Annotated in this window: 20 protein-coding genes; 9 read left to right on the top strand and 11 right to left on the bottom strand. The window is 72.3% G+C overall.

Annotation, left to right across the window (positions count from 1 at the left end):
• Positions 1-29 precede the first annotated feature (29 nt).
• The 4 genes from ACZ7MX_RS05000 to ACZ7MX_RS04985 form a co-directional block, all read right to left on the bottom strand.
• Positions 30-3830, bottom strand: a complete 3801-nt coding sequence (locus ACZ7MX_RS05000) for a multifunctional oxoglutarate decarboxylase/oxoglutarate dehydrogenase thiamine pyrophosphate-binding subunit/dihydrolipoyllysine-residue succinyltransferase subunit (protein WP_472129456.1) — start codon at positions 3828-3830, stop codon at positions 30-32.
• Between the two features lie 250 nt (positions 3831-4080).
• Positions 4081-5241 (bottom strand): HAMP domain-containing sensor histidine kinase, encoded by a 1161-nt coding sequence (locus ACZ7MX_RS04995; protein ID WP_472129454.1) that lies wholly within the window; start codon positions 5239-5241, stop codon positions 4081-4083.
• On the bottom strand, positions 5238-5978 hold the full coding sequence (locus ACZ7MX_RS04990; protein WP_030415965.1) for a response regulator transcription factor: 741 nt from the start codon (positions 5976-5978) through the stop codon (positions 5238-5240). Before ACZ7MX_RS04990 ends, ACZ7MX_RS04995 begins: the two co-directional genes overlap by 4 nt.
• A gap of 72 nt (positions 5979-6050) precedes the next feature.
• Complete coding sequence (locus ACZ7MX_RS04985) at positions 6051-6827, bottom strand: spermidine synthase family protein (protein ID WP_472129452.1); 777 nt, start codon at positions 6825-6827, stop codon at positions 6051-6053.
• A gap of 417 nt (positions 6828-7244) precedes the next feature.
• Here ACZ7MX_RS04985 and ACZ7MX_RS04980 point away from each other — a divergent pair, with 417 nt between their 5' ends.
• Complete coding sequence (locus tag ACZ7MX_RS04980) at positions 7245-8111, top strand: rhomboid-like protein (protein WP_472130553.1); 867 nt, start codon at positions 7245-7247, stop codon at positions 8109-8111.
• Between the two features lie 307 nt (positions 8112-8418).
• Here the strand turns inward: ACZ7MX_RS04980 and ACZ7MX_RS04975 are convergent, their stop codons facing one another.
• Together ACZ7MX_RS04975 and ACZ7MX_RS04970 are read right to left on the bottom strand one after the other, a co-directional pair.
• Positions 8419-8973: a hypothetical protein gene (locus ACZ7MX_RS04975; protein ID WP_472129451.1), complete on the bottom strand. Its 555-nt coding sequence runs from the start codon at positions 8971-8973 to the stop codon at positions 8419-8421.
• 143 nt (positions 8974-9116) lie between these two features.
• Complete coding sequence (locus ACZ7MX_RS04970) at positions 9117-9620, bottom strand: YfbM family protein (protein ID WP_472129449.1); 504 nt, start codon at positions 9618-9620, stop codon at positions 9117-9119.
• A gap of 218 nt (positions 9621-9838) precedes the next feature.
• Between ACZ7MX_RS04970 and ACZ7MX_RS04965 the strand changes: the two genes are divergently transcribed.
• Positions 9839-10663 (top strand): pentapeptide repeat-containing protein, encoded by an 825-nt coding sequence (locus ACZ7MX_RS04965; protein WP_472130551.1) that lies wholly within the window; start codon positions 9839-9841, stop codon positions 10661-10663.
• Between the two features lie 89 nt (positions 10664-10752).
• Entirely contained in the window at positions 10753-13161 is a 2409-nt protein-coding gene (lon, locus tag ACZ7MX_RS04960) for an endopeptidase La (RefSeq protein WP_472129447.1), read from the top strand.
• A gap of 104 nt (positions 13162-13265) precedes the next feature.
• On the opposite strand, the gene ACZ7MX_RS04955 is transcribed toward lon, so the two are convergent.
• Positions 13266-14129, bottom strand: coding sequence for a lysozyme (locus tag ACZ7MX_RS04955; RefSeq protein ID WP_472129446.1), 864 nt, complete (start codon positions 14127-14129; stop codon positions 13266-13268).
• Positions 14130-14464: 335 nt separating this feature from the next.
• On the opposite strand from ACZ7MX_RS04955, the gene ACZ7MX_RS04950 reads away from it, so the two are divergent.
• The gene (locus ACZ7MX_RS04950; RefSeq protein ID WP_472130549.1) at positions 14465-14932 is read left to right on the top strand and encodes a MarR family winged helix-turn-helix transcriptional regulator; all 468 of its coding nucleotides are present in this window, start codon (positions 14465-14467) and stop codon (positions 14930-14932) included.
• Positions 14933-14965: 33 nt separating this feature from the next.
• Here the strand turns inward: ACZ7MX_RS04950 and ACZ7MX_RS04945 are convergent, their stop codons facing one another.
• Positions 14966-15811 carry a protein phosphatase 2C domain-containing protein gene (locus tag ACZ7MX_RS04945; RefSeq protein ID WP_472129444.1) on the bottom strand — a complete coding sequence of 282 codons (846 nt, stop codon included), beginning with the start codon at positions 15809-15811 and terminating at the stop codon, positions 14966-14968.
• A gap of 633 nt (positions 15812-16444) precedes the next feature.
• Here ACZ7MX_RS04945 and ACZ7MX_RS04940 point away from each other — a divergent pair.
• The 5 genes from ACZ7MX_RS04940 to ACZ7MX_RS04920 all read left to right on the top strand — a co-directional run bounded on the left by ACZ7MX_RS04940 (position 16445) and on the right by ACZ7MX_RS04920 (position 22402).
• On the top strand, positions 16445-19483 hold the full coding sequence (locus ACZ7MX_RS04940; protein ID WP_472129443.1) for a sensor histidine kinase: 3039 nt from the start codon (positions 16445-16447) through the stop codon (positions 19481-19483).
• Positions 19480-19974 (top strand): roadblock/LC7 domain-containing protein, encoded by a 495-nt coding sequence (locus ACZ7MX_RS04935; protein ID WP_472129441.1) that lies wholly within the window; start codon positions 19480-19482, stop codon positions 19972-19974. The genes ACZ7MX_RS04940 and ACZ7MX_RS04935 overlap by 4 nt, the downstream gene beginning before the upstream one ends.
• A 2-nt stretch (positions 19975-19976) precedes the next feature.
• Complete coding sequence (locus tag ACZ7MX_RS04930) at positions 19977-20372, top strand: DUF742 domain-containing protein (protein ID WP_472130547.1); 396 nt, start codon at positions 19977-19979, stop codon at positions 20370-20372.
• A 37-nt stretch (positions 20373-20409) separates the two neighbouring features.
• Positions 20410-21027, top strand: a complete 618-nt coding sequence (locus tag ACZ7MX_RS04925) for a GTP-binding protein (protein ID WP_472129439.1) — start codon at positions 20410-20412, stop codon at positions 21025-21027.
• 124 nt (positions 21028-21151) lie between these two features.
• Positions 21152-22402 (top strand): styrene monooxygenase/indole monooxygenase family protein, encoded by a 1251-nt coding sequence (locus ACZ7MX_RS04920; RefSeq protein WP_472129437.1) that lies wholly within the window; start codon positions 21152-21154, stop codon positions 22400-22402.
• Positions 22403-23019: 617 nt separating this feature from the next.
• Here the strand turns inward: ACZ7MX_RS04920 and ACZ7MX_RS04915 are convergent.
• From ACZ7MX_RS04915 to ACZ7MX_RS04905, 3 genes are all read right to left on the bottom strand, one after another.
• A complete protein-coding gene (locus ACZ7MX_RS04915) occupies positions 23020-23247 on the bottom strand; it encodes a hypothetical protein (RefSeq protein WP_472129436.1) in 228 nt (75 codons plus the stop codon).
• 36 nt (positions 23248-23283) lie between these two features.
• On the bottom strand, positions 23284-24024 hold the full coding sequence (locus ACZ7MX_RS04910; protein WP_472129434.1) for a TetR/AcrR family transcriptional regulator: 741 nt from the start codon (positions 24022-24024) through the stop codon (positions 23284-23286).
• A gap of 74 nt (positions 24025-24098) precedes the next feature.
• Entirely contained in the window at positions 24099-25046 is a 948-nt protein-coding gene (locus ACZ7MX_RS04905) for an AurF N-oxygenase family protein (protein ID WP_472129432.1), read from the bottom strand.
• Positions 25047-25128 lie beyond the last annotated feature (82 nt).

The following is a 25128-nucleotide window of genomic DNA, read 5'->3' as shown; positions in this document are numbered from 1 at the left end:
TTCCGCCTGTGCCTGTCGGTCCGGTGACGCTACGCGTCGAAGACCTCCGCGACCAGCTGGGCCTGTTCGGCCTGGTGGCGCTTGGCGGAGCCGACGGCCGGGGACGAGGAGTGCGGGCGCGAGATGCGCCGCAGCCGCTCGCCGTGCGGGACGTCGGCGCCGACCGCCAGGTCGAGGTGGTCGATCAGGTTGAGGCCGAGGAACGGCCAGGCACCCTGGTTCGCCGGCTCCTCCTGCGCCCACAGGTACTTCTCGGCGTTCGGGAACTTGGCGATCTCCGCCTGGAGCTCCTTGCCGGGCAGCGGGTAGAGCCGCTCGATGCGGACAATCGCCGTGTCGTTCGCACCGCGCTTCTGCCGCTCGGCGTCCAGGTCGTAGTAGACCTTGCCGGAGCAGAAGACGACCTTGCGGACGTCCTCGGGCCTGACCGTGGAGTCGCCGATCACCGGACGGAAGCCGCCCGAGGTGAACTCCTCCGTCTTCGACGCCGCGGCCTTCAGACGCAGCATCGACTTCGGGGTGAAGACGATGAGCGGCTTGTGGTGCGGGTTGTGCACCTGCCAGCGCAGCAGGTGGAAGTAGTTCGAGGGCAGCGTCGGCGCCGCCACGGTCATGTTGTTCTGCGCGCAGAGCTGCAGGAACCGCTCGATCCGGGCCGAGGAGTGGTCCGGGCCCTGGCCCTCGTAGCCGTGCGGCAGGAGCAGGGTGACGCCGGAGGTCTGGCCCCACTTCTGCTCGGCCGAGGAGATGAACTCGTCGACGACGGTCTGCGCGCCGTTGACGAAGTCACCGAACTGGGCCTCCCACATGACCAGCGCCTCGGGGCGGGCCAGCGAGTAGCCGTACTCGAAGCCCATCGCCGCGTACTCGCTCAGCAGCGAGTCGTAGACGTTGAAGCGGGCCTGGTCCTCGGAGAGGTAGAGCAGCGGGGTGTAGTCCTCGCCGGTCTCGCGGTCGATGAGCACCGCGTGCCGCTGGCCGAACGTACCGCGGCGGGAGTCCTGGCCGGCGAGCCGGACCGTGGTGCCCTCCATCAGCAGCGAACCGATGGCGAGGGTCTCGCCCATGCCCCAGTCGATGGCGTTGTCCTCGATCTGGGCCGCGCGGCGCTGCAGCTGGGGCAGCAGACGCGGGTGCACGGTGATGTGCTCGGGGATGTTGACCTGCGACTCGGCGATCCGCTTGACGACCTCCTGGGAGATCGCGGTGTCGACGTAGACCGGGAACTCCGCCTTGGGCTGCGGCACCTCGGGGGCGGCCGGAGCCGTCGTGGCGTCGCGGACCTCGGTGAAGACCTTCTCCAGCTGGCCCTGGAAGTCCTGGAGCGCCTGCTCCGCCTCTTCGAGGGTGATGTCACCACGGCCGATCAGCGACTCGGTGTAGAGCTTGCGCACCGAGCGCTTCTTGTCGATCAGGTCGTACATCAGCGGCTGGGTGAAGGCCGGGTTGTCCGACTCGTTGTGGCCGCGGCGGCGGTAGCAGATCAGGTCGATGACCACGTCCTTGTTGAACGCCTGGCGGAACTCGAAGGCCAGACGGGCGACGCGGACGACGGCCTCGGGGTCGTCACCGTTCACGTGGAAGATCGGCGCCTCGATCATGCGGGCCACGTCGGTGGCGTACATGGAGGAGCGCGACGACTCCGGGGCGGCGGTGAAGCCGACCTGGTTGTTGATGACGACGTGCACCGTGCCGCCGGTGCGGTAGCCGCGCAGCTGGGACATGTTCAGCGTCTCGGCGACCACGCCCTGGCCGGCGAACGCCGCGTCACCGTGCAGCTGGATCGGCAGGACGGTGAAGTCCGTGCCGCCCTTGCCGATGATGTCCTGCTTGGCGCGCGCGACACCCTCGACGACCGGGTCCACGGCCTCCAGGTGGGAGGGGTTGGCGGTCAGCGAGACCTTGATCTGCTCGCCGTCCAGGCCGGTGAAGGTGCCCTCGGCGCCCAGGTGGTACTTCACGTCGCCGGAGCCGTGCATCGACTTCGGGTCGAGGTTGCCCTCGAACTCGCGGAAGATCTGCGCGTAGGACTTGCCGACGATGTTGGCGAGGACGTTGAGGCGGCCGCGGTGGGCCATGCCGATGACGACCTCGTCCAGCCGCGACTCGGCCGCGGAGTCGATGACCGCGTCCAGCAGCGGGATGACGGACTCGCCGCCCTCCAGCGAGAAGCGCTTCTGGCCGACGTACTTGGTCTGCAGGAACGTCTCGAACGCCTCGGCGGAGTTCAGCCGGCGCAGGATGCGCAGCTGCTCCTCGCGCTCGGGCGACTTGTGCTGGCGCTCGACCCGGTCCTGGATCCACTTGCGCTGCTTGGGGTCCTGGATGTGCATGAACTCGATGCCGGTGGTGCGGCAGTACGAGTCACGCAGCACGCCCAGGATGTCGCGCAGCTTCATCATGGACTTGCCGGCGAAGCCGCCGACCGCGAACTCCCGCTCCAGGTCCCACAGGGTGAGGCCGTGCTCGGTGATGTCGAGGTCGGGGTGCTTGCGCTGGTGGTACTCCAGCGGGTCGGTGTCGGCCATGACGTGGCCGCGGACCCGGTAGGAGTGGATCAGCTCGAAGACCCGGGCGGCCTTGGTGACGTCGTCGTCGTGCGACGCGTCGATGTCGCGCATCCAGCGGATCGGCTCGTAGGGGATCCGCAGCGACTTGAAGATCTCGTCGTAGAAGTCGTTCTCGCCGAGCAGCAGCTGGCTCATGATGCGCAGGAACTCGCCGGAGGCGGCGCCCTGGATCACGCGGTGGTCATAGGTGCTGGTCAGCGTCATGACCTTGGAGATGCCCATCTTGTTCAGGGCGTCCTGCGAAGTGCCCTGGAACTCGGCGGGGTAGTCCATCGCGCCGACGCCCATGATCATCGACTGGCCGGGCATCAGGCGCGGCACGGAGTGGACCGTGCCGATGCCGCCGGGGTTGGTCAGCGACGCGGTGACTCCGGTGAAGTCGTCCATCGTCAGCTTGTTGTCCCGGGCCCGGCGGACGATGTCCTCGTAGGCCTGCCAGAACTCGAAGAACGAGAGCGTCTCGGCCTTCTTGATGGCGGCGACGACCAGCTGGCGCTCGCCGCTCGGCTTCACCAGGTCGATGGCCAGGCCGAGGTTGACGTGCTCGGGCTTGACCAGGGTCGGCTTGCCGTCCTTCTGCGCGAAGGAGTAGTTCATCGACGGCATGGCCTTGAGGGCCTGCACCATCGCGTACCCGATGAGGTGGGTGAAGGAGACCTTCCCGCCCCGGGCGCGCTTGAGGTGGTTGTTGATCACGATGCGGTTGTCGAAGAGCAGCTTCACCGGGACCGCGCGGACGGACGTGGCCGTCGGCAGCTCCAGGGAGGCGTTCATGTTCTTCGCAACGGCGGCCGACGGGCCACGCAGGGTGACGAACTCGGGACCGGCGGCCGGGGCCTCGCCGTCGGCCTTCGCAGCCGCCGGCTTGGGCGCGGGCTTTGCGGCGGCGGGCTTGGCGTCGGCGGCCCGGGCCGGCGCGGGCTTGGCGGGGGCCGGGGCGCTCGCGGCCGGGGTGGCCGGCGCGGCGGCGGGCTTCGGCCCGTCCGCGGCGGGGACCGCGGGGGACGACTGGGCCGGGGCGGCCGCAGCGGGGGCGGGGGCCTCCGCCGGCGTGCTCGGCGCGGTGGCGCCGCCCGGCTTGTAGTCGGCGAAGAAGTCCCACCAGGCTCGGTCTACCGAGTTCGGGTCCTGGAGGTACTGCTGGTAGATCTCGTCGACGAGCCACTCATTGGGGCCGAACGCAGCAGCAGGGCTCTTGCCCTGCCCCGCTTGATCGGCCTCGTTCGAGATGCTCGAAGTGTTGGGGGACTGTAGCGACACGGCGGCAACCGCCCTCTTCCGCTTCCTAAGGTGGTGGACAGCGGGAATAAAGGCTACGCCTCTTGTGACCTTTGGTGCAGTCCGGGAGGGCCACTCGTCGCGCACGTCACATTCACCGAAGGGTTTCAGGGCATGACTTGGCGGGAAACACACGAAGTTTGCCCGCGTGCGGGTAGCACTCACCGTCGTCGCACCCACGGGGTGAGTGCTCCTACCACCGACCCTACGCCAGCGACCGTCCGTACGGTCGTCAGCTCCGTGCTGACTCCTGCCCCGGAAGAGTGACCCGGATTCGGCAACCCCGTGCCGATTCGGCCACACCGATCCGGCCGCCGTGCAGGTCCACCGCCCAGCGGGCGATCGCCAGGCCCAGGCCCGTACCGCCGTCCGTCCCCGGGCCCGAGGGGCCCGGGCCGCCGCGGTTGAAGCGCTCGAAGACCCGGTAGCGCTCCGACTCCGGGATGCCGGGACCCTCGTCCTGCACCTCCAGCACCAGGCCCTCCGGGCCCTCGCCGCGCCGGGCACGCACGGTGACCCGGCCGTGCCGGGGGCTGTGCTTGATCGCGTTGTCGATGAGATTCGCCACGACCTGGTGCAGCCGCTCCGCGTCCGCGTACGCGGTGAGCTCCGGCGGCGTGACGTCGAGGTGCAGATGGACGTCCGTACGGGTGTGGGTGCCGGAGCCGGTCAGCCCGGAGAGCGTGGAGGCGCCGCGGCTCATATTGGCCTCCTTGAGCACCCCGGACAGATACGGCCAGACCTCGAAGCGCCGGGCGTGCAGCGGCACCACGCCGTTGTCCAGCCGCGACAGGTCGAGGAGGTGCTCGACCAGGCGGCCCAGCCGCTCGGTCTGCTTCAGGGCGGTCCGCATCGTCTCGGGGTCGGGCTCGCAGACGCCGTCGACGACGTTCTCCAACACGGCGCGCAGCGCGGCGATCGGCGTGCGCAGCTCGTGCGAGACATTGGCGACCAGCTCCTTGCGGTGGGTGTCCACCGCTTCGAGGTCGGCCGCCATCCGGTTGAAGGCGGTGGCCAGGTCGCCGAACTCGTCCCGGCGGGCCGAGCGCACCCGGCGGGTGTAGTCACCGTGCGCCATCGCGCGGGTGACGTCCGTCATCTCGCCGAGCGGGGCGGTCAGGCTGTTCGCCACGAACTGGGTGATCAGCAGCGAGGCGATGATCGAGAAGATCGTGATCACCCGCAGCTCGGTCGCCGAGTGCATGGCGACGAACACCAGCAGTGTGGTGATGATCACCGAGACGCTGACGAGCGCGCCGAGCGCGGCCTTGACCGAGCGGTACGGATCCAGCGGGCGCAGCGCCTCCCAGACCCGTTTTCCCACCTCACGGACGGGCGTGCGCCACCACCGGCGTTTCGGGAGCGGCCAGGAGCGCAGGCGCCAGGGGCTCATGCCGGCGGGGTCTCCAGGGCGTAACCGACACCGTGGACCGTACGGATCCGCTCGGCGCCGATCTTGCGGCGGAGCGCCTTGATGTGGCTGTCGACCGTACGGGTCCCGGAGGCGTCCGCCCAGTCCCACACCTCGGCCAGCAGCTGCTCGCGGGAGAGCACCGCGCGCGGGGTGTTCGCCAGGCAGACCAGCAGGTCGAACTCGGTCGGGGTCAGATGGACGTCGGCCCCGCGGACCCGGACCCGGCGCTGGGCGTGGTCGATCTCCAGCTCACCCAGCCGGAGGATGCCGCTGCGCGGGGTGTGCGCGGCCAGCGCGGCGCGCTCGACCCGGCGGAGCAGCACGTGCACCCGGGCGGCCAGCTCGCGCATGGAGAACGGCTTGGTCATGTAGTCGTCGGCGCCGACGCCGAGGCCGACCAGCATGTCCGTCTCGTCGTCCCGGGCGGTGAGCATCATCACCGGAACGGGGCGCTGGGCCTGGACCCGGCGGCAGACCTCCAGGCCGTCGAAGCCCGGCAGCATCACGTCCAGGACCAGCAGGTCGGGCTGCCATGCCTCGGCGGTGTCCACCGCGGCCGGGCCGTCCGTGGCCGTCTGCACCTGGAAGCCCTCGGCGCGCAGCCTGGCCGCGATGGCTTCGACGATCGTGGGGTCGTCCTCCACCACCAGTACCCGGCGCTGGGCGCCCGGCGTGGCAGCGGCGGTGCCGCCCTGCGTTGTCTGAGTCTGGTCCATCGCCCGCCCCTGCATTCCCTGCGTGGTCGCGTCTTGCTGGGCAGCAGCGTACGGGCATGGTGTGACTGTCGGCTACGCAGCCTTCCGAGCGAGGTGGACCACGTCGGGGACTCCTCGGACAACCGGGATCTCTTCCGTACGCACCCCCTGGAAACCGGCATTTCGCAGCGCTTCCTCGAAGGCCGGGGAAGGCTGCGCGGACCAGACGGCGAGCACTCCGCCGGGGGTGAGCCGGTCCCGGCAGGCGGCGAGGCCGGCGGGGGAGTAGAGGCCGTTGTTGTCCTCGGTGACGGTCCAGTCGGGGCCGTTGTCGATGTCGAGGCAGAGGGCGTCGTAGGCGGCGGGCCCGCTGCGGGTGCCAGGGTCGTCGTCACTGTGGGGAGGGGTGGTGTCCGTGCGGAGGTGGGCGACGAGGTCGGTGTGCAGGATCTCGCTGCGCGGATCGGCCAGCGCCGCGGCCGAGATCGCGGACAGCGGGCCGGTCCGGTGCCAGTCGATGACCGCGGCCTCGCGTTCGACGACCGTGATCCGGCCCCAGCGCGGCTGCTCGGCCGCCCGGGCCAGCGAGAAGCCGACGCCCAGGCCGCCGATGAGGACGGCGGGCCGCGGCCGGTCGGCCGACAGTTCGCCGAGCGCGGCGTCGATCAGCAGGCGCTCGGAGCGGCCGTCGGAGGTGTCCATCAGGAAGCAGCCGTTGGCGATGATCTCGTGGATGACGGGCGGGCCGCCCGGGGACCCGGTCCGTTCCCGCAGGACCACCTCGCCGTACGGGCCCTCGCGGCGGTCGAGCGTGCGCGGGGCCTCGGGGAGCTCGGACGGGGTCTGCGGCGGGGTAGCGGGAGCAGCCATACGGCCATGGTGGCCAAGAGGGAGCCCGGCGGTCCAACGGCTTAGGGGGCGTGGGGGGTGAGGGGCGGTGGGGTCGAGGGGCGGTCGCGTGCGGGCAGGCCGGGCCGCGCTCGGTACGCGGCGGTGCCGGGGGCGGGGGTCCGGGGAACGACGGCGCGGGCGGATGGGGCGGGCGGGTGGAACGTGGCTCCTCGGAACCGTGGGCGTCCCGTGAGGGTTGCTTCGTGTGATGCATCTCACTCTCACAGCTTCTTCATGGGTTGAGCGTGCAGGCTGGTCCGCGACGTTGTGCAGGGCGGGCGGACGTGGTGCACGGCGGAGCACTCACGCACGGCCCAGGACTCCGGGCGTGGCTCGGTGGACGTGTCAAGACGGAAGGGGCCGCGGATCGTGGGCAGGCTGGGAACCGTCGGGGGAATGCAGGGGGAGCGGACGTCGGGTGGCCGGGCGCCGGGGACGGCGGGGCGCCGGGCGCCGGCCGGGAGAACGGGAGCGGACGGACCGCCCGCCGTCCTGCCGGGCATCCCCCGGCAGCGCACCGGTCGGGAGGCCGCGGTACCTGTGGCCGCTGTACCCGTGGCCGCGGCGGAGTCCGGGCCCGGTCCGTCGCCCGCCCGCCCGCGGCCCTGGCGGCTGCTGCTCGGCACCCCTTTCTCCGTCGGCTACGGCCTGCTGCTCGTGGCCACCTCCCTCTTCGCCGAGCACGCCGACCCGACCCTGGTCTCCCAACTGCTCCAGGGCTCCAGCACGGACGTGGTGCACCTCGCGCAGGCCCCGCTGCTGGTGCTGGTCGCCAGCGCGTTGTGGGTCGCCGGCGGACTGACCTCCGGTTACGCCCTCGGTTTCCTCGTCGTCCTGCCCACGCTGGAACGGCGGATCGGCGGCCTGCGCACCGCCGCGGTCTTCTTCGGCGGGCACGCGCTGGCCACCCTCGCCACCGAGGTGCCGGTCGCCTTCACCGTCGCCGTCGGCGGACTGCCGGAGAGCTCGCTGCACCGCCTCGACTACGGCATCAGCTTCGGCGTGATGACCTGCATCGGCGCACTCGCCGGGGTGCTGCCGGCCTGGCTGCGCTGGCCGCTGCTGGGCGGCGTCGGCTGGCTCGCCGGCACCGCCCTGCTCGCCTACGCCGACCCGATGACGGACTGGGGCCATCTGCTCTCGCTCACCCTGGGCGTGGCGAGCTGGCCACTGCTCCGCCGCTGGCGGGCCGTGCGCACCGGCCCCACCCCGCTCCCCGGCGACCTGGGCCACCCGGCCCTGCGGGGCGCGGGCACCGTCTGAACGCCGGGGCGTGGGCACTGTCTGAGCCGGGGGCGTGGGCGCGTCTTGGACCGCGGGACGCGGGGGTGCCCTGAACTGCGGGACGTGGGCGCACCTTGCGTCGCGGGGTGCCGGCATGCCTTGTATCGCAGGGTGTCGGCACACCTGAACCGGCGGCGCGGGACACCCGTGCCGAACTCGGGGCGTGCGACCGCGACGAGCGGAGAGACGAACGGGGCTACGCCGTCCGCCGGGGCGCGACCACGCACCGGCGCGCCGTGCGCCTACCGCACCGCCTACCGCCCGGCCCCCGTCCGCCGGAGAACAACTACGGCCGTACGGTGGACCGGTAGGTCTGCGCGATGGCGTAGGCGCAGCCGCCCAGCAGGGCGACGCCGGACAGGACGCCGCTGACGAACGGCACCCACACCACGGCACGGGTCGCGGCCATACCGAGACCGGTCACGCCGAGCGCGGTCAGCGCCGTGCCCGGGACGGCGATCGAGCGCCGCTGCCAGACCGCGGCCAGCGCCATGAAGTGCAGGCCGACGATGAGCGCGATCCAGGCCACGGCGGTCTCGTCGGGGGCGCCGGCCGCACGCAGTGCGAGCCGGCCGCCGATCAGCAGCACCGCCTCGGCCGCCACCACGAACCCGAACTTCCCGCGGAACCAGTCCGCCCGGGGAGCCCCGTCCCCGTCCACCACGGCCCGGCCCCGGCGGCCCGCCAGCAGCGCCAGCGCCAGCAGGCCGGCGAAGGTGAGCACCGCGACCACGCGCAGGGTGACGCCGACGGCGGGGCTCAGCGGATCGTGTGCGTTGGCGACCACGAAAACCGTGCCGAACAGTGCACCGATGAACACCCCGGACATCCGCTGCAACATGCCGCGAACCTAGCATTCCTGACGGGCCGTGAGGACCGTCCGGGCCGGAGCCGAGGGGCCGTTGCGGCGGCCGTGGCTCCTGCCCCGTCGCGGCACGACCGGGCAGTCGCGGCGGCGAACCGTCTCCCTGGCTTCCGGTCCCCCTACCCCAGCCACATCAGCATCGCGTCCCCCTTCTCCGCCGCCGCGCCGAAGAACGGCCGCAGGAGTGCGTAGTAATCGGTGACGTAGTCCAGTGCTTCCCCCCGGTCCCACACGATCGTCGGGTAGACCTCCGCCTTGGCCAGGTCCTCCGGGCCGACACCGGCCGTCAGGCTCGCCGCGGGTATCTCCGCGAGCGCCTCGGCCGCCATCCGCACCCGCTCGGGGGTGAGGTAGCGCGGCGGGCCGTAGCCCCAGTCCTCGGCGTCCGGGACGGCTTCCTCGCCGTGCACGACATCCACCGGGAAGCCCGCGCGGCGCAGCAGGAATCCCAGCGCGTCCCAGCTCTTGTCGACGTCCAGGCAGCGCGCCTTCGCCGGCCCGGGCGCCGCTTGGGCCTCCGCCTCGCGCCGCCGGGCGACGAGCGTGAGCCCCCACTCCGGATCGCCCAGGACACGGGTGAGTTCGGCAGGTGTCACACGTGCGTACTCTCCGATCATGCTCATGTGACCGAGATTAGGGGCGACCACTGACAACGTCCCTGACCTCGCTGCCGGGTAGAGCCCGGAGCGCGGCCTGGAAGAATGGAACTCCTCTCCGGGCGCCGCCGCGTACCGCGCCCGCCGGCCGCAGGAGTACCCGCATCGTGTCCCGAGACCGCACCGCCCGTCCGCTTCCCGACGCCGACGCCGACGTCGTCGCCCCTGGCCGGCAGACCGCCGACCTGGGCCTCACACCTGCCGACCGCGGCCTGACCGCCGACTGTGGCAGCTGCTTCGGGCTCTGTTGCGTCGCGCTGCCGTTCGCGCGCTCGGCGGACTTCGCGATCGACAAGGACGCCGGCCGGCCCTGCCCCAACCTCCAGCGCGACTTCCGCTGCGGCATCCACCGCGACCTGCGGGACCGCGGCTTCTCCGGCTGCACGGTCTTCGACTGCTTCGGTGCCGGGCAGAAGGTCTCCCAGGTCACCTTCGGCGGCGAGGACTGGCGGCAGGCGCCCGGTACGGCCCGGCAGATGTTCGACGTCTTCCCCGTCATGCGGCAGCTGCACGAACTCCTCTGGTACCTGTCCGAGGCGCTGACCCTCCCGGCTGCCCGCCCGGCCCACGAGGACCTGCGCGCCGCGCTGGAGAAGACCGAGGCCCTCACCCGCGGCAGCGCGGAGGAGCTCGGCGCGCTGGACGTGGCCGCCCACCGGGCCGAGGTCAACGTCCTGCTGCTGCGCACCAGCGAGCTCGTCCGGGCCCAGGTGCCCGGCCGGAAGAAGGAGCGGCGCGGCGCCGACCTGATGGGGGCCCGCCTCAAGGGCGCGCGGCTCCAGGGCGCCAACCTCCGCGGGGCGTACCTGATCGCCGCCGACCTCACCGGGGCGGACCTGCGCCGGGCCGACCTGATCGGCGCCGACCTGCGGGACGCCGACCTCAGCGGCGCCGATCTGACGGGCGCGCTCTTCCTGACCCAGTCCCAACTGAACGCGGCCAAGGGCGATGCCGCCACCAAGCTCCCGTCCGGTCTGGCCCGCCCCGGCCACTGGCGGCCCGCCGCCTGATCGCTCACAGCGAACGCGCGGCGGGGAACATCTCCCCGGCTTCCAGCATTGAGTGGGTAAAGCTCAACTTGCTTGCCGAAGGGGAGATCATGGCTTCGACGTCCACACCGCTCACTCTGCCCGTGCTGCCCCTCGATGACGAGGTGGTGCTCCCCGGCATGGTGGTGCCCCTGGACCTGTCCGACACGGAGGTGCGCGCCGCGGTGGAGGCCGCGCAGGCCGCCGCCTCCTCGGGCAACAAACCGCGGGTGCTCCTTGTGCCCCGCGTCGACGGGAACTACGCCGGCATCGGCACGCTCGGGCGGATCGAGCAGGTCGGACGGCTGTCCGACGGCGATCCCGGAGCGCTGATCCGGGGCCTCGGCCGGGTGCGGATCGGCTCCGGCACGACCGGGCCCGGTGCCGCGCTGTGGGTGCAGGGCACCGCCGTCGAGGAGAAGGTCCCCGATCCCCTGCCCGGGGCCGTCACCGAACTCGTCACGGAATACAAGGCGCTGGCCACCAGCTGGCTGCGCAAGCGCGGCGCCTGGCAGGTCGTCGACCGCGTCCAGGGCATCGACGACGTCGGGACGCTGGCGGACAACTCCGGCTACTCGCCGTTCCTGACCACCGAGCAGAAGGTGCGCCTGCTGGAGACCACCGACCCGGTCGCCCGGCTGAAGCTCGCCACCGAGGCGCTGCGGGACCACCTCGCCGAGCAGGACGTCGCCGAGTCCATCGCCAAGGACGTCCAGGAGGGCGTCGACAAGCAGCAGCGGGAGTTCCTGCTGCGGCGCCAGCTGGAGGCGGTCCGCAAGGAGCTCGCCGAGCTCAACGGCGACCCCGAGGACGAGAGCGACGACTACCGCGCCCGGGTCGAGGCCGCCGACCTGCCCGAGGACGTCCGCAAGGCCGCCCTCAAGGAGGTCGACAAGCTGGAGCGGGCCAGCGACCAGAGCCCCGAGGGCTCCTGGATCCGCACCTGGCTCGACACCGTCCTGGAACTGCCGTGGAACGAACGGACCGAGGACGCCTACGACATCGCCGGCGCCAAGGAGGTCCTGGACGCCGACCACGCGGGCCTGGCGGACGTGAAGGAACGGATCACGGAATACCTGGCCGTCCGCAAGCGGCGGGCCGAGCGCGGCCTGGGCCTGGTCGGTGGCCGCCGGGGAGGCGCGGTGCTCGCGCTGGTCGGGCCGCCCGGTGTGGGCAAGACCTCACTGGGCGAGTCCGTGGCGCGCGCGATGGGCCGCAAGTTCGTCCGGGTCGCGCTCGGCGGCGTCCGGGACGAGGCGGAGATCCGCGGCCACCGCCGTACGTACGTCGGCGCGCTGCCGGGCCGTATCGTCCGGGCGATCAAGGAAGCCGGTTCGATGAATCCGGTCGTCCTGCTCGACGAGATCGACAAGGTGGGCTCCGACTTCCGGGGCGACCCGGCCGCGGCCCTCCTGGAGGTCCTGGACCCGGCACAGAACCACACCTTCCGCGACCACTACCTGGAGGTCGAACTCGACCTGAGCGATGTGGTCTTCCTGGCCACCGCCAACGTCCTGGAAGCCATCCCCGAGCCGCTGCTCGACCGTATGGAGCTGGTCCGGCTCGACGGCTACACCGAGGACGAGAAGGTCGTCATCGCCCGGGACCACCTGCTGCCGCGTCAGCTGGAACGGGCCGGTCTGGAGGCCGGCGAGGTGACGCTGGAGGAGGACGCGCTGCGCAAGCTGGCGGGCGAGTACACCCGCGAGGCGGGCGTGCGGAATCTGGAGCGGTCGATCGCCCGGCTGCTCCGCAAGATCGCCGCACAGCACGAAATCGGCGAGCGGGAGCTGCCGTTCGGCGTCGGAGCGGAGCAGCTGCGCCCGCTGATCGGGCGGCCGCACCACACCCCCGAGTCGGCCCAGGACCCGGCCGAGCGGCGGACGGCCGTGCCGGGCGTGGTGACGGGTCTCGCGGTCACCGGCGCGGGCGGTGACGTCCTCTACGTGGAGGCGTCGCTCGCCGATCCGGAAACCGGGGCCTCCGGTCTGACGCTGACCGGCCAGCTCGGCGACGTGATGAAGGAGTCGGCGCACATCGCGCTGTCGTTCCTGCGCTCGCACGGCGCGGAGCTGGAGCTTCCGGTCGGCGACCTGAAGGAGCGCGGGGTGCATCTGCACGTACCGGCCGGTGCGGTCCCCAAGGACGGGCCGAGCGCGGGCGTGACGATGACGACGGCGCTGGCCTCGCTGCTGTCGGGCCGGCAGGTCCGGCCGGACGTGGCGATGACCGGTGAGGTCTCGCTGACCGGGCGGGTGCTGCCGATCGGCGGCGTCAAGCAGAAGCTGCTCGCGGCGCACCGCGCGGGGATCACCACCGTGATCATCCCCAAGCGCAACGAACCGGACCTGGACGACGTGCCCGCCGAGGTCCTGGCGGCCCTGGAGGTGCACCCGGTCTCGGACGTCCGCCAGGTGCTGGAGCTCGCGCTGACCCCGGCCCGCAGCGGCGCGGCACCGGAGGTTCCGGTCGCGGCGTGACGGTCACGCGACCGGAGCGGAAGACCCCTCCCGCGGCAGGCGGGAGGGGTCTCGGGGTGCGGGCGGGCCGTCCGCCCGCCGGGCCGTCGGCGGCCGGCTGAGCGCTAGCCGTTGGCCAGCGCCTGGAGCCGGTCCATCGCCCCGTTGAAGCGGTTGTGGTCACCGACCGTGGGACCGGTCGAGGTGTACTGCCAGATGGTGTGGAAGCCCCAGCCGGCCGGGAGTTCGCCGACCGAGGAGCCGTAGCGCGGGACCCACAGCGGGTTGACCGCGCCGAAGGCGGACGCATTGCCGGTGCACTGCTTCCACCAGCTGGTCGAGGTGTAGATGACCGCGTCCCGGCCGGTGCGCGCCTTGTAGGTGGCGAACCAGTCCTTCATCCAGTTGACCAGGCCGGCCGCGCTGAGCCCGTAACAGGTCGCGCCGTAGGGGTTGTACTCCATGTCCAGCGCGCCGGGCAGCGTCCTGCCGTCCCGGGACCAGCCGCCGCCGTGGTCGACGAAGTAGTTGGCCTGGGCGGCGCCGCTGGAGGTGTTGGGCGTCGCGAAGTGGTAGGAGCCGCGGATCATGCCGGCGTTGTAGGAGCCGTTGTACTGCTGCGCGAAGTACGGGTTGGTGTAGCTGGTGGACTCCGTCGCCTTGACGTAGGCGAACCGGACGCCGCTGTTCCAGAGCGTCGACCAGGCGACGTTGCCGTTGTGACTGCTGACGTCCACGCCTTCGACGGACGCCGCGAGCGAGCCGGCCGGCGGGGCGGTGCGGCCGGCCGCGGTGCCCTCGTGCCGGGCGATCTGCGAGCCGGCCCAGTCCTGGCCGGGGTGGCTCGGCTCGGGTGCGCGCCGCACGGCCGTGGCACCGGCCGTGGCGGGCAGCGCCAGGAGCAGGGCGAGGAGGGTGAGGAGGGCCCCGGACACGGTCGCGAGCGAGCGTGCGGGGCGATGGGGGGAGCCGGATCTGAGCACGGACATACGTGTCTCCGGAGATCTCGGTGTGACCTGAGGGGGGATGCGTGCTGATCTGCGGGGGGTGAGGTGCCGGCATGGCGCGGGCGTGGCGGACACGGAGGTGCGGTGTGCGGGACGCGCGGCGGAACCTTTGGCGAACGGCCCGCCGTTTGGTGTGGCCATGCCATAAATGACGATACGCGCGTAGACCGGCGGGACAAAAGAGGGTCCCTGGGCTGCCGTTGGTCTATTCCTGCGAAATACTGGCCGAGCTGCGGCTTCGGCCGACGGGGGCGGAAACTTTCAGACCAGGAAATGCGGGAAGGGGCGCTGACGTGCACAACACCGGGGCCGACGGGATGGCGGCGGACGGCGAGCCGGCCGGTGTGGACCACGTATTCCTCGCCCTGGAACGCGAGTTGGCGGTGTTCCTCCGCCGGGCCCGGGCCTCGTCCGGCGAACTGGCCCGGGAGGTGCACCCCGACCTGGAGCCGTCCGCCTACGGCCTGCTGGTCCGGCTGGCCGACGCCGGCGCGCAGCGCGCCACCGACCTCGCCGGCTTCTTCGGCGTCGGCAAGGCCACGATGAGCCGCCAGCTGCACGCCCTGGAGCGGCTGGGCCTGGTCGCCCGGGCGCCGGACCCGGCCGACGGCCGCGCCGTCCTGGTGCGCCTGACCGACGAGGGCCGGGAGCGCTTCACCCGCGTCCGCAACGCCCGCCGCGCCCAGTACGCCCGCCGTCTCGCCGCCTGGGACCGCCACGAGGTGGCCGAACTCGCCCGGCTGCTGCACCGCTTGAACGCGGAGCAAGAGGGTGAAGAGGGGTGAAAGCCGCGTCGTGGGACGCCGCGGCCGGGTCCGTCACGGCATGACGAAGACCACCGCGGCGTCGTCCCGGACCTTGCCCCGCGGGTAGGCCGCGCACTCCGGGTCCGCCGCCTCCGCGGCCCGCACCCGGTCGATCAGGGCCTGCGGCCCGTGCTTGGCCACCAGGCCCGCGCAGTCCGCCCAGGAGCCCTCCCCGAAGACCTCGACCCAGCGGCCCGCGCCGTCGCTGAGGGCGGTCAGTGAACGGACCGCGGCCCGCGGGGTGGTGCCGGTGACCGCGCGGGCCGCCACCGCCGGATCCGCGGCCGCCGTGAAGAAGCCGCCCTCCACGTTGCGCAGCGCCTCGACGGCACGGACGTACTCCCGGCCCGCCGCGGCCCGTTCCGTCGACCCGCGGGGCAGCGCCCGTACGGCGGCCCGCTGGGCCCGGACCTCGGGCGGCAGTTCGTCCAGCCGCGGGTCCAGCACGGGGTGCACCGACCCGTCGGCGTGTTCCAGCAGGAGCACCGAATCGGACAGCACGAGGTGCTCGACGGTGTCCGTGGACCACCTGACGGCCACCACAGTTGCCTGCGGAGTGCGGGCGTGAGAAAGGTCACAGGTACCCCGGTGAACGGCGGCGGTCCGGGAGATGGCCGCCGCGAGCGCCTCAGTCAGCGTCATATCCCGGTGTGAAACCGACAGTTCGAGCATTGCGCCGCCCAGTCGCGCGGTGAACCACGGCACCGTGTGACGGCATCCGTGGTCCGCCTCGGGCGGGGTCACGCCGTCCAGCAGGACCAGGACACCGCCCTGGCCGGAGGCCGGCAGGGCGACCGATGCGTAGTCCTCGTTGGGGCGTTGGGGGTCGCCCGGCTCGGTGGCGAGTTCGATGCGCATGCCGGCAAGTCTGCCGGAGGGCGCGGAGGCGGCCGGGTGACCGGACACAGCGGGTCACGTGCGGTGTACGGGCAGGTCAGCGCCGTACGGAAGGTACGGACCGGCGCTCCGGCAGGGTGCGGGCGCGCATCCTGCCAGGACGGCGCGGCATCTCCAAACCCGTCCGGGCGGTGCGCGGGGGTGCGGCGAAAATCGATGCCGCGCGGAAGTTGATGGTCAAACTCCGATTGATGTTCACTCGTTCAGGTGGCCGGGCATGTGATGCCGAGCCACTGCGCGGGGCCGGTGGAATGGTCGTTGCCCGGATCACGGGGGGCCAGGACATTCGTCGCGACGCGCAGAGCCGGACCGTTCCCCCTCGCGGAAGTATGCGCTGCTGCGGAGTGCGCGCAGGTCCGCCCGCGAGCGGAGAGCGAGCCGGGTCCGCGACGCCATACGGCGTGGGCAGGCGAGACAGGAATGCGAGCAGCGGTGCGGAAGATACGGCTTCGGGGCGGCGCAGGGAAGCCGGGTTCACCGGCCGGTTCGGTCTCCGGACCGGGTACGGGTTCGGGTCCTGGCAAGAGCTCCGGTTCCGGTGCGGGACCGGGCGCGACCGGCGGTGCGGACCTCGCGGGGCACCGTCCCGCACGGGTGCGCAACCGGCTGGTCGGAGCGGTGGCCGTCGTCGCCGTCGCGGTCCTCGGAGCCGGCGCCCCCGGCCTGCTCGGCACGGCGGACGACGCCGGCAACAGCCAGCACCTGGTCGACCTGGCCGAACTCAACGCCCGTGCCATCGCGCTGGCGCACTCCCTCGCCGACGAGCGCGACGGGATGACCGGGTACGCCGCCGCGGGACGCAACGGCCGTACGGGCACCGGCAACAACGGCGTGGCCCCGGGGGCGCGCACGGGCTCCGCGAACGGCACGGCCGACGGAACCGGCGGCAGCGCGGGCACCGGCACGGTCAACGGCACCCGCACCGGCGGCGCGACCGGGACCGGCGGAAGGGCATCAACCGGCGGAACCCGCACGACCGGTGGAAGCGGAACGACCAGTACCACAACGGGCGGAACCGGAACCGGAGCGGGAACCAGCCTCCCCGGCGTCAACGGCACCCGGACGAACACCGCCGCGGCCGGCGCCGCCGTCACCAGCGGCCCCGGTGCCGACAACGCCGCCGTCGCCCGCCCCCAGCGCGCCCGCGTGGACCGGCAGATCGACGACCTGCGCACCGAGGCCCAGGACGCCTCCGGTGACAGCACGGTCTACGCGACCGCCGCCAAGCTGCTCAAGACCCTCCCGGAAACCCGTCAAAAGGCGCTGGCCCGGACGGAACCGGCCGAGCAGGTCTACCGCGCGTACACCGACATCATCCAGGCACTCGGGGCGATCAGCGACGACATCGCCCGCGGGCTGCCCGCCCGGGCGGACGCAGCGGACGCCGACACCCGGGCGCTGCCCGCGCTCGCCCGCGCCACCGACCAGGCGGCCGGCACCCGCGCCCTGCTGCTCGCCGGGCTCAACGCGGGCGGCAGCCAGCCCACGCTGACCGGCCTCGCACAGGTCGCGCGGGTCCGTGAGCAGGGCGCCCTGGGCGACTTCCGGGAGACCGCGGGCCAGGGCGCCCGGGACCGCTACGACCGCACCGTCACCGGCGGGGACGTCAGCACCGCCGAGCGCTATCTGACCCGGCTCACCGACCAGCCGCGCCTGGACGCCGCCGATCTGCGGCTCAGCCGCCAGCGGGTGGAGAACGCCCTCACCACCCGGATCGGCCTGATGCGGGGCGTCGAATCGGCCATGGCCACCGCCGACATCCAGCGTCTCGGCCAACTGCGCGACGACGACGTCACGGAGCTGGAGATCCGGATCGGCCTGGAGGGCCTCTGCCTGCTGCTGGCCGTCGGCGCCGGCATCTGGGCCGCCCGCTCGATGACCCAGCCGCTGGCCGCGCTGCGCATCGGCGCCCGCCGGCTGGCCGCCGACCCGGCGCACGAGGACCCCATCACGTACAAGGGCCGCAACGACGAATTCGCCGCCACCGTACGGTCGGTGAACGCGCTGCACACCCAGGTGGGCGAGCTGTCGCGGCGCACCACCGAACTGGAGGGCGAGCGCAAGCGGCTGATCGGCGGCCGGCAGCGGCTGGTCGCCGAGCGCGAGGTGCTCCAGGAGCAGGGCGAGGCGCTCAAGGAGGAGATCGCCGACCTCACCGAGCGGCTCAAGGCCGCCCACACCGGCGTACAGGGCCGGTTCGTCAACCTCGCGCTGCGCACCCTCGGCCTGGTGGAGCGCCAGCTCGGCGTCATCGAGGCGCTGGAGGAGACCGAGCAGGACCCGGAGCGGCTGGACACCCTCTTCAAGCTGGACCACTTCGCCGCGCGGATGCGCCGCAACAGCGAGAACCTCCTGGTCCTGGCGGGCGCCGAACAGCACGGCAACAACCACCCGGGCCCGGTCCCGCTGCTGGACGTGCTGCGCGCCGCGGTCAGTGAGATCGAACGCTACGACCGGGTGCGCATCGAGTCGCTCCCGCCGCACTCCCAGGTCGCCGGGTTCGCCGCGGACGATCTGAGCCACCTGATCGCCGAACTCCTGGAGAACGCCACCGCGTTCTCGCCGCCGGATGCCCACGTCGAGCTGTCCGGCTGGCTGCTGGAGAGCGGTGAGATCATGCTCTCCGTCCAGGACCAGGGCATCGGGATGACCGCGGAGCGGATGGCCGAGCTCAACGAGCGGCTGACGGACGCGGAGGCGGCCTCGACCGCCGAGAACATCGACGAGGCGCTCGGCCTCGGGCTGTACGTGGTCGTACGGCTGGCCGCCCGGCACGGCGTCCGGGTCCAGCTGCGGGACGCGAAGCAGGGCGGGGTCACCGCCGTCATCGTGCTGCCCGGCTCGATCCTGCCGACCCGTCCCGGCCCGGCGACCGCGCGGCCCGTCCCGCACGACGCGCACACCCCGGGGCTCCCCGGCTCGGTGGCCGAGGCGAACTCCAACGCCCTGCAGACGCGGGTGCCGCGGGTGGACCCGGCGGCGGCCCGCGGCGCGGTGGCGGCCGCACCGGCACCGGAACGGCCCGCCGATCCGGCACCCGGCCAGGACGGCCCCGCCGGCGGCCCGGAGGGCGACCCGTTCGTCGCCGCCGCGGAGCGCGCGATCGACGCGGCCGGGATCCCGGCCGGCGGGACCACCGAGCACACCCGGCCCCAGGACACGCCGGAGGAGCCCGCGCCGGCCACCGCCCCGGCCGCGCCGGACCCGTACGCCATCGGCCCCGACCAGCACGCCCGCGCCGAGGCGGCCACTACGGCCACGACCCCGGCACCCACGGCCACCACACCCGCGGAACAGGCGCCTTCCGGGACGGCGCCCGACGGCGGGGCGCCCGACGACGCGGCGCCCGCGGGCACCGAGGAGAAGCAGCGGACCAGCCTGGGCCTGCCCAAGCGCACACCCAAGATCGTGGCGCAGCAGCAGGCGCCCACCGCCCCGCGCAAGAGCGGCGCGGCCAACGCCGAGGCGCTGCGGCGCCGGCTCGGCGGATTCCAGCAGGGGGCACGGACCGGCCGGCGCGACGTGGCGGCCGAACTCGGCGAAGGCACGACGGAACAGACCACCCCACAGAACGACACCGACGGAGCGGGGGCCCCGGAAGAGAGCCACATTGTCGAGGAGGCACGCGAGTGAAGGCGCAAGCGCCCACTGCTTACGGACATGGACTGAGCAGCCAGGCCCGCAATCTCCACTGGTTGCTGAGCAACTTGGTGGAGGAGGTGCCGGGCATCCGCTCGGTCGCGGTGGTCTCCTCCGATGGACTGCTGCTGCTCAGCTCCGACCCTGACCAGGCGGACGAGGCGGCCCGCCCCGGCGGAGCCGGCGGGCCCCGCGGGTCCAGCGCCGACCTGGCCACCATCGTGTCCGGCCTCGGCAGCCTCACCCAGGGTGCCGCGAAGCTGATGGACGGCGGGGCCGTCAAGCAGACGATGATCACGATGGACGAGGCCAGCGTGTTCGTGATGTCGATCAGCGACGGTTCGCTGCTCGGCGTGCACGCCGCACCGGATTGCGACATGAACGTCATCGCCTATCACATGGCGCTGTTCGTCGGCCGGGCCGGCCATGTCCTCACCCCCGAACTCCGCACCGAACTCCGCAAGTCGATGGAGAGCGCCCAGTGAGTATGACCCCGAAACTCCCCGTGCGCGGCGGGGATCGCAAACCCTCGCGCGTACGGCCGTATTCGCTCACCGGCGGCCGCACGCGATTCGGCCACGTACTGCTCGTCGAGACCTTCGTGGCCGCGCTGGAAGCCCCCGAAGAACGGCGTGAGCTCACGTCCGGCGGCTGGGGTGACCGGGTGATGCCGGAGATGCGGGCGATCGTCGAGCTCTGCCGCCGGATGCGCTCGGTGGCGGAGATCTCCGCCCTCCTCAAGATGCCGCTGGGCGTGGTCCGCGTCCTGCTCAGCGACCTCGCCGACCAGGGAAAGATTCGCGTCTACGGCACCGGGCACGGCACCGGCCGGCCCGACCGCGCGCTGCTCGAAAGGGTGCTGAGTGGACTTCACAGGCTCTGACACGATATCGGCCGGGCCGACGGCGACCGCCGGTTCCGTGGGTCAGGCCGGCCCGGCGGCCACGGCCGCCGACGCGGGGCTGCAGAGCTGGCAGACGGACCGGTCGCGGGCGCCGATCGCCACCAAGATCGTGGTGGCCGGCGGCTTCGGCGTCGGCAAGACCACCTTCGTCGGTTCGGTCTCGGAGATCACCCCGCTGCAGACCGAGGCGGTGATGACCCAGGCCAGCGAGGGCACCGACGATCTGACCGCCACCCCGGAGAAGACCACGACCACGGTCGCGATGGACTTCGGGCGGATCACCCTCGACCAGGAACTGGTCCTGTACCTGTTCGGCACGCCCGGGCAGCAGCGGTTCTGGTTCATGTGGGACGACCTGGTGCGCGGCGCGATCGGCGCGATCGTCATGGCCGACACCCGGCGGCTGGAGGACTGCTTCCCGGCGCTCGACTACTTCGAGAGCTGCGGGCTGCCCTACATCGTCGCGGTCAACCACTTCGAGGGCACCGACAGTTACCAGGCCGAGGACGTCCGGGAGGCGCTGACCGTACCGGCGGAGGTGCCGATCGTGATCATGGACGCGCGCAAGCGGACCACCGTGATCCAGTCGCTGCTCGCCCTGGTCGGCCACGCCCTGGAAGCCGCGCCGGAATAACGGGCCGGCCCTCCGAGCCGGTCCTCCTACGGGCCCGCCCCCACGGGCCCGCCCCCTGAGGGGACACCCCTCGCACGACCCCACCCCTCACCCGAACATCGCAGTAGCAGAGAAGAGCACCGCCATGCGGAAGATACTCATCATCGGAGCCGGCCAGTCCGGTCTCCAGCTCGCCCTGGGCCTGCAGTCCAAGGGCTACGAGGTCACCCTCATGTCCAACCGCACCGCCGACGAGATCCGCTCCGGCCGGGTCATGTCGACGCAGTGCATGTTCCACACCGCCCTCCAGCACGAGCGCGACCTCGGCATCAACTTCTGGGAGAGCCAGGCCCCGCGCATCGAGGGCCTCGGCGTCTCCGTCGCCGCCCCCGGCAGCCACGAGAGCCCCGACGGCTCCCAGCGCGCCATCGACTGGGTCGGCATGCTCGACGGCTACGCCCAGTCCGTCGACCAGCGGGTGAAGATGGCCGGCTGGATGGAGACCTTCGCACAGCGCGGCGGCCAGCTCATCATCCACGGCGCCGCCGTCTCCGACCTGGACTTCTTCGCCAGCCGCTACGACCTGACGCTGGTCTCGGCCGGCAAGGGCGAGCTGGTCTCCATGTTCGGCCGGGACGCCTCCCGCTCGCCGTACGACGCCCCGCAGCGGGCCCTGGCCGTCTCCTACGTGCACGGCATGGGCCCGCGCCCCGAACACCCCGACTTCGACGCGGTGCGCTGCAACCTCGTCCCCGGTGTCGGCGAGCTCTTCGTGATGCCGACGCTCACCACCTCCGGCCGGGCCGACATCCTCTTCTGGGAGGGCATCCCCGGCGGCCCGCTGGACGCCTTCGGCACCATCAAGGACCCCGCCGAGCACCTGGCGGTCACCCTCGACCTGATGAAGACGTTCCTGCCGTGGGAGTACGACCGCTGCGCCAAGGTCGAACTGACCGACGCCAACGGCACGCTGGCCGGCCGCTACGCACCCACCGTGCGCAACCCGATCGGCCGGCTGCCCTCCGGCGGCCTGGTCCTCGGCGTCGCCGACGTGGTCGTCGCCAACGACCCGATCACCGGCCAGGGCTCCAACTCGGCCTCCAAGTGCGCCGCTGCCTACCTCGCCTCCATCGTGGAGCGCGGCGAGGAGCCGTTCGACGAGGCATGGATGCAGGCCACGTTCGACCGCTACTGGGACACCGCCCAGCACGTCACCAAGTGGACCAACGCGATGCTGGCCCCGCCGCCGGAGCACGTCCTGAACCTCATCGGCGCCGCCGGCCAGCTCCAGCCCGTCGCCGACCGCTTCGCCAACGGCTTCGACGACCCGTCCGACTTCGAAAACTTCTTCTTCGACCCGGACAAGACGACGGCGTACCTGGCGTCCCTGGGGTGAGCCCCACGTAGCTGGCCGTCCCGCCGCGGGGCTCGCTCGCCGTTGCGCTTTGCGGCGCCTCCCACGTACCTGTGCTTCCCGCCGCGGGTGTTGCTCGCCGTTGCGCCTGCGGCGGGCTGGGTGGGTGTCGGGTGCGGTGACAGCCCTACAGACTTCGTCCTCCGGTCTGTCCCCTCCCGTTGGGGGAGGGGAATGCGGTGGTGGGGGCGGGCGTTGGGGCATGCAAGGGGGCCTGGGTACCCCTACGGGACGGTCGAACAGAACCCGTAAGGGTCGCAAGGGCCCCCTGCAGGGCCACAACTGGAGGCGCGGGGCGAGGTATTCCCAACAGCCCACAACACCAGGTGCTCACTCAACGACGCGCGCCCCCACACACCCGCACACTCCCCCAACGGGAGGGGACGGGCCGGAGGGGCCTTGTTCGTGGACGTAAAGCGTCAGCAGTCCACGAACAAGGCCCCGGAGGTCCGTCACCGCACCCACCACAAACCCAGCCCGCCGCAGGCGCAACGGCGAGCGAGCCCCGCGGCGCGAGAGACGGGTACGTGCGGCGGCGCCGCAAAGCGCAACGGCGAGCGAGCCCCGCGGCGCGAGAGACGGGTACGTGGGGGAAAGAGCTACCGCAACCGCGTACCGTCGTACTCGTAGCGCCAGCCCCGTGGCAGGCCCAGGCGGCTCACGCGGTCCGGGGCCCGTCGGTAGACATGCAGCGTCGGGGGGCGGCCGTCGTCGTTCGGGACCGGGATCTCGTAGGTCTTCGGCGGCTGGCCGGTCATCCCGACCAGCACGGGCAGCACCCGGCCGTCGAGGGGCCCGCCGACGAAGGGCGTGTTCTCGCTTCGCACGTCCCCAGTCTCACACCACGGGGGTCGCCGTGCAGGTCACAGCAGGTGCCCGGCGTCACTCACGACCGGCAGGATGCGGCGGGCCAGATCGCCTACCGGGCCTTCGGCGGCCTCCATCCGCAGCGCTCCCCGGGTCACCCGCGCGGTCTGCGGATCGCGCGCCGCGGTCGCGGTGAGCAGGGCGACGAAGTGGTCGACCAGCCAGTCGCGCAGCTCGTCGAGCGGTGGCCGCTTGCCCTCGTCGAGCCAGATCAGCGAGGCGCCCTCGACGGCGGTGATCCACATCCGGACGGTCATCCGCAGCCGCAGTCCCGGTTCCGGTTCGCCCAGGTGGCGCAGGATCTGGTCGGCCGCGGCGCGCCGCACCTCGTCCACGATCGCGCTCGTACGGGACGTCTCCACGACGCTGCCGCCCTGGAGCAGCGCGCTGAAGCCGGCGTCGTGCTCGTCGACGAACGCCAGGTAGCGGTCCAGCGCACGGGACAGCCGCTGGGTGAGTGGCCCGGTCTCCGGCTCGGCGAAGCAGCGCTCCAGGATGTCCGCGGCACTGCGCAGCGCGGCCTCGTACAACTGCTGTTTGCCGCCGGGGAAGTAGCGGTAGACCAGCGGCCGTGAGACCTGGGCGGCGGTGGCCACGTCGTCCAGCGAGACGTCCTCCGGCGCGTGCTGGGCGAACAGCCCGAGGGCCGCCGCGAGCAGTTGGCTGCGGCGCTGCTCGACGCTCAGCCTGCGGTAGGCGGGTCGGGGTACTGCTGGGGCGGTGCCGCTGCCGTTCATGGGCAGCAGCGTAACCGTCCCGGATTCCGGCTCGTACAGGTGCTCGCCCCCAACGGTCGTCGCGGGCGGCCGCTTCACGCCAGCAGGCCCGAGCTGCGCCACAGCCGGCGGCCCACGCCGCGCAGTACGCCGATCTCGTCGAGGAAGTCGGTCAGCCGCCGGGCGCCGGACTGCATCACCTCGCGGCGGTGGCCGCTGGCCTTCACCTGGGCCACCGCCTCCCGCTTGTCCAGCCCGACATTGCGGTACACGTCCGGATTGACGAACGCCACGGAGAACACCCGGGCCGCCTCACCGCAGCTGACGCGGGTCAACTCGCGCTCCCAGCGCGGGGCGGTGACCATCTGGCGGCGCAGCTCCTCGCGGGCGTAGCGGACGTGCCGGGCCTCCTCGACGACGTGGATCCGGGTCACCCCGCGGACCAGGCTCTGCACCCGCTCGTCCGGGAAGGTCAGCCGCTGCATCCAGTCCAGGATCTCCTCGCCGAGCAGGGTGCAGGCGAACGAACCGGGGGTGGTGGAGACCGTCTTGAGGATCCGGGCGAGGTGGTGGTTGAGCCGCGAGACCGGGTACGCGGGCGCCCCGCCGCACTGGATCATGCGCGCGAACATCTTGGAGTGCCGGCACTCGTCGGCGATCTCGGTGAGTGCGTACCGGACGTGGGCGCTGGTCACCGGCTTGTCGTAGATGTGCCGGACCAGCAGCTGCATCAGGATGATCTCGAACCAGATGCCCAGCGAGGCGAGCGAGGCCGCCTCGTGGCGGGCGAGGTCCTGCTGCTGCTCCAGCGACATCTTCTTCCACAGGGGGGTGTCGTAGAGCGAGACCAGCTCCGGCGGCCAGAACCACTTGCCCTCTTCGAGGGGCGCGTCCCAGTCGAGTTCGGTGTCGGGGTCGAAGGAGTGCTTGGCGGAGGAGTCGAGCAGTCGCTCGGCGACCTGTTCCCGGTCCTTGAGCAGACCGAGGGCGTCCCGCAGGACTTCGGTGTCCGTCACGGTCAGTGCGGTGGGCGCGCTCGTCATGGCTGTGGCTACCTCGCTAGTGGCGTGTTACCCGCGGTCAGCTCTTATGAGACTGCTTGTCAGTAAGCTCGTCAATCCCTCC

The sequence above is a fragment of the Streptomyces sp. NPDC107765 genome, assembly GCF_055657085.1.
The sequence above is the reverse complement of the archived record's forward strand: the minus strand, read 5'-3'. Positions and strand labels throughout refer to the sequence as shown.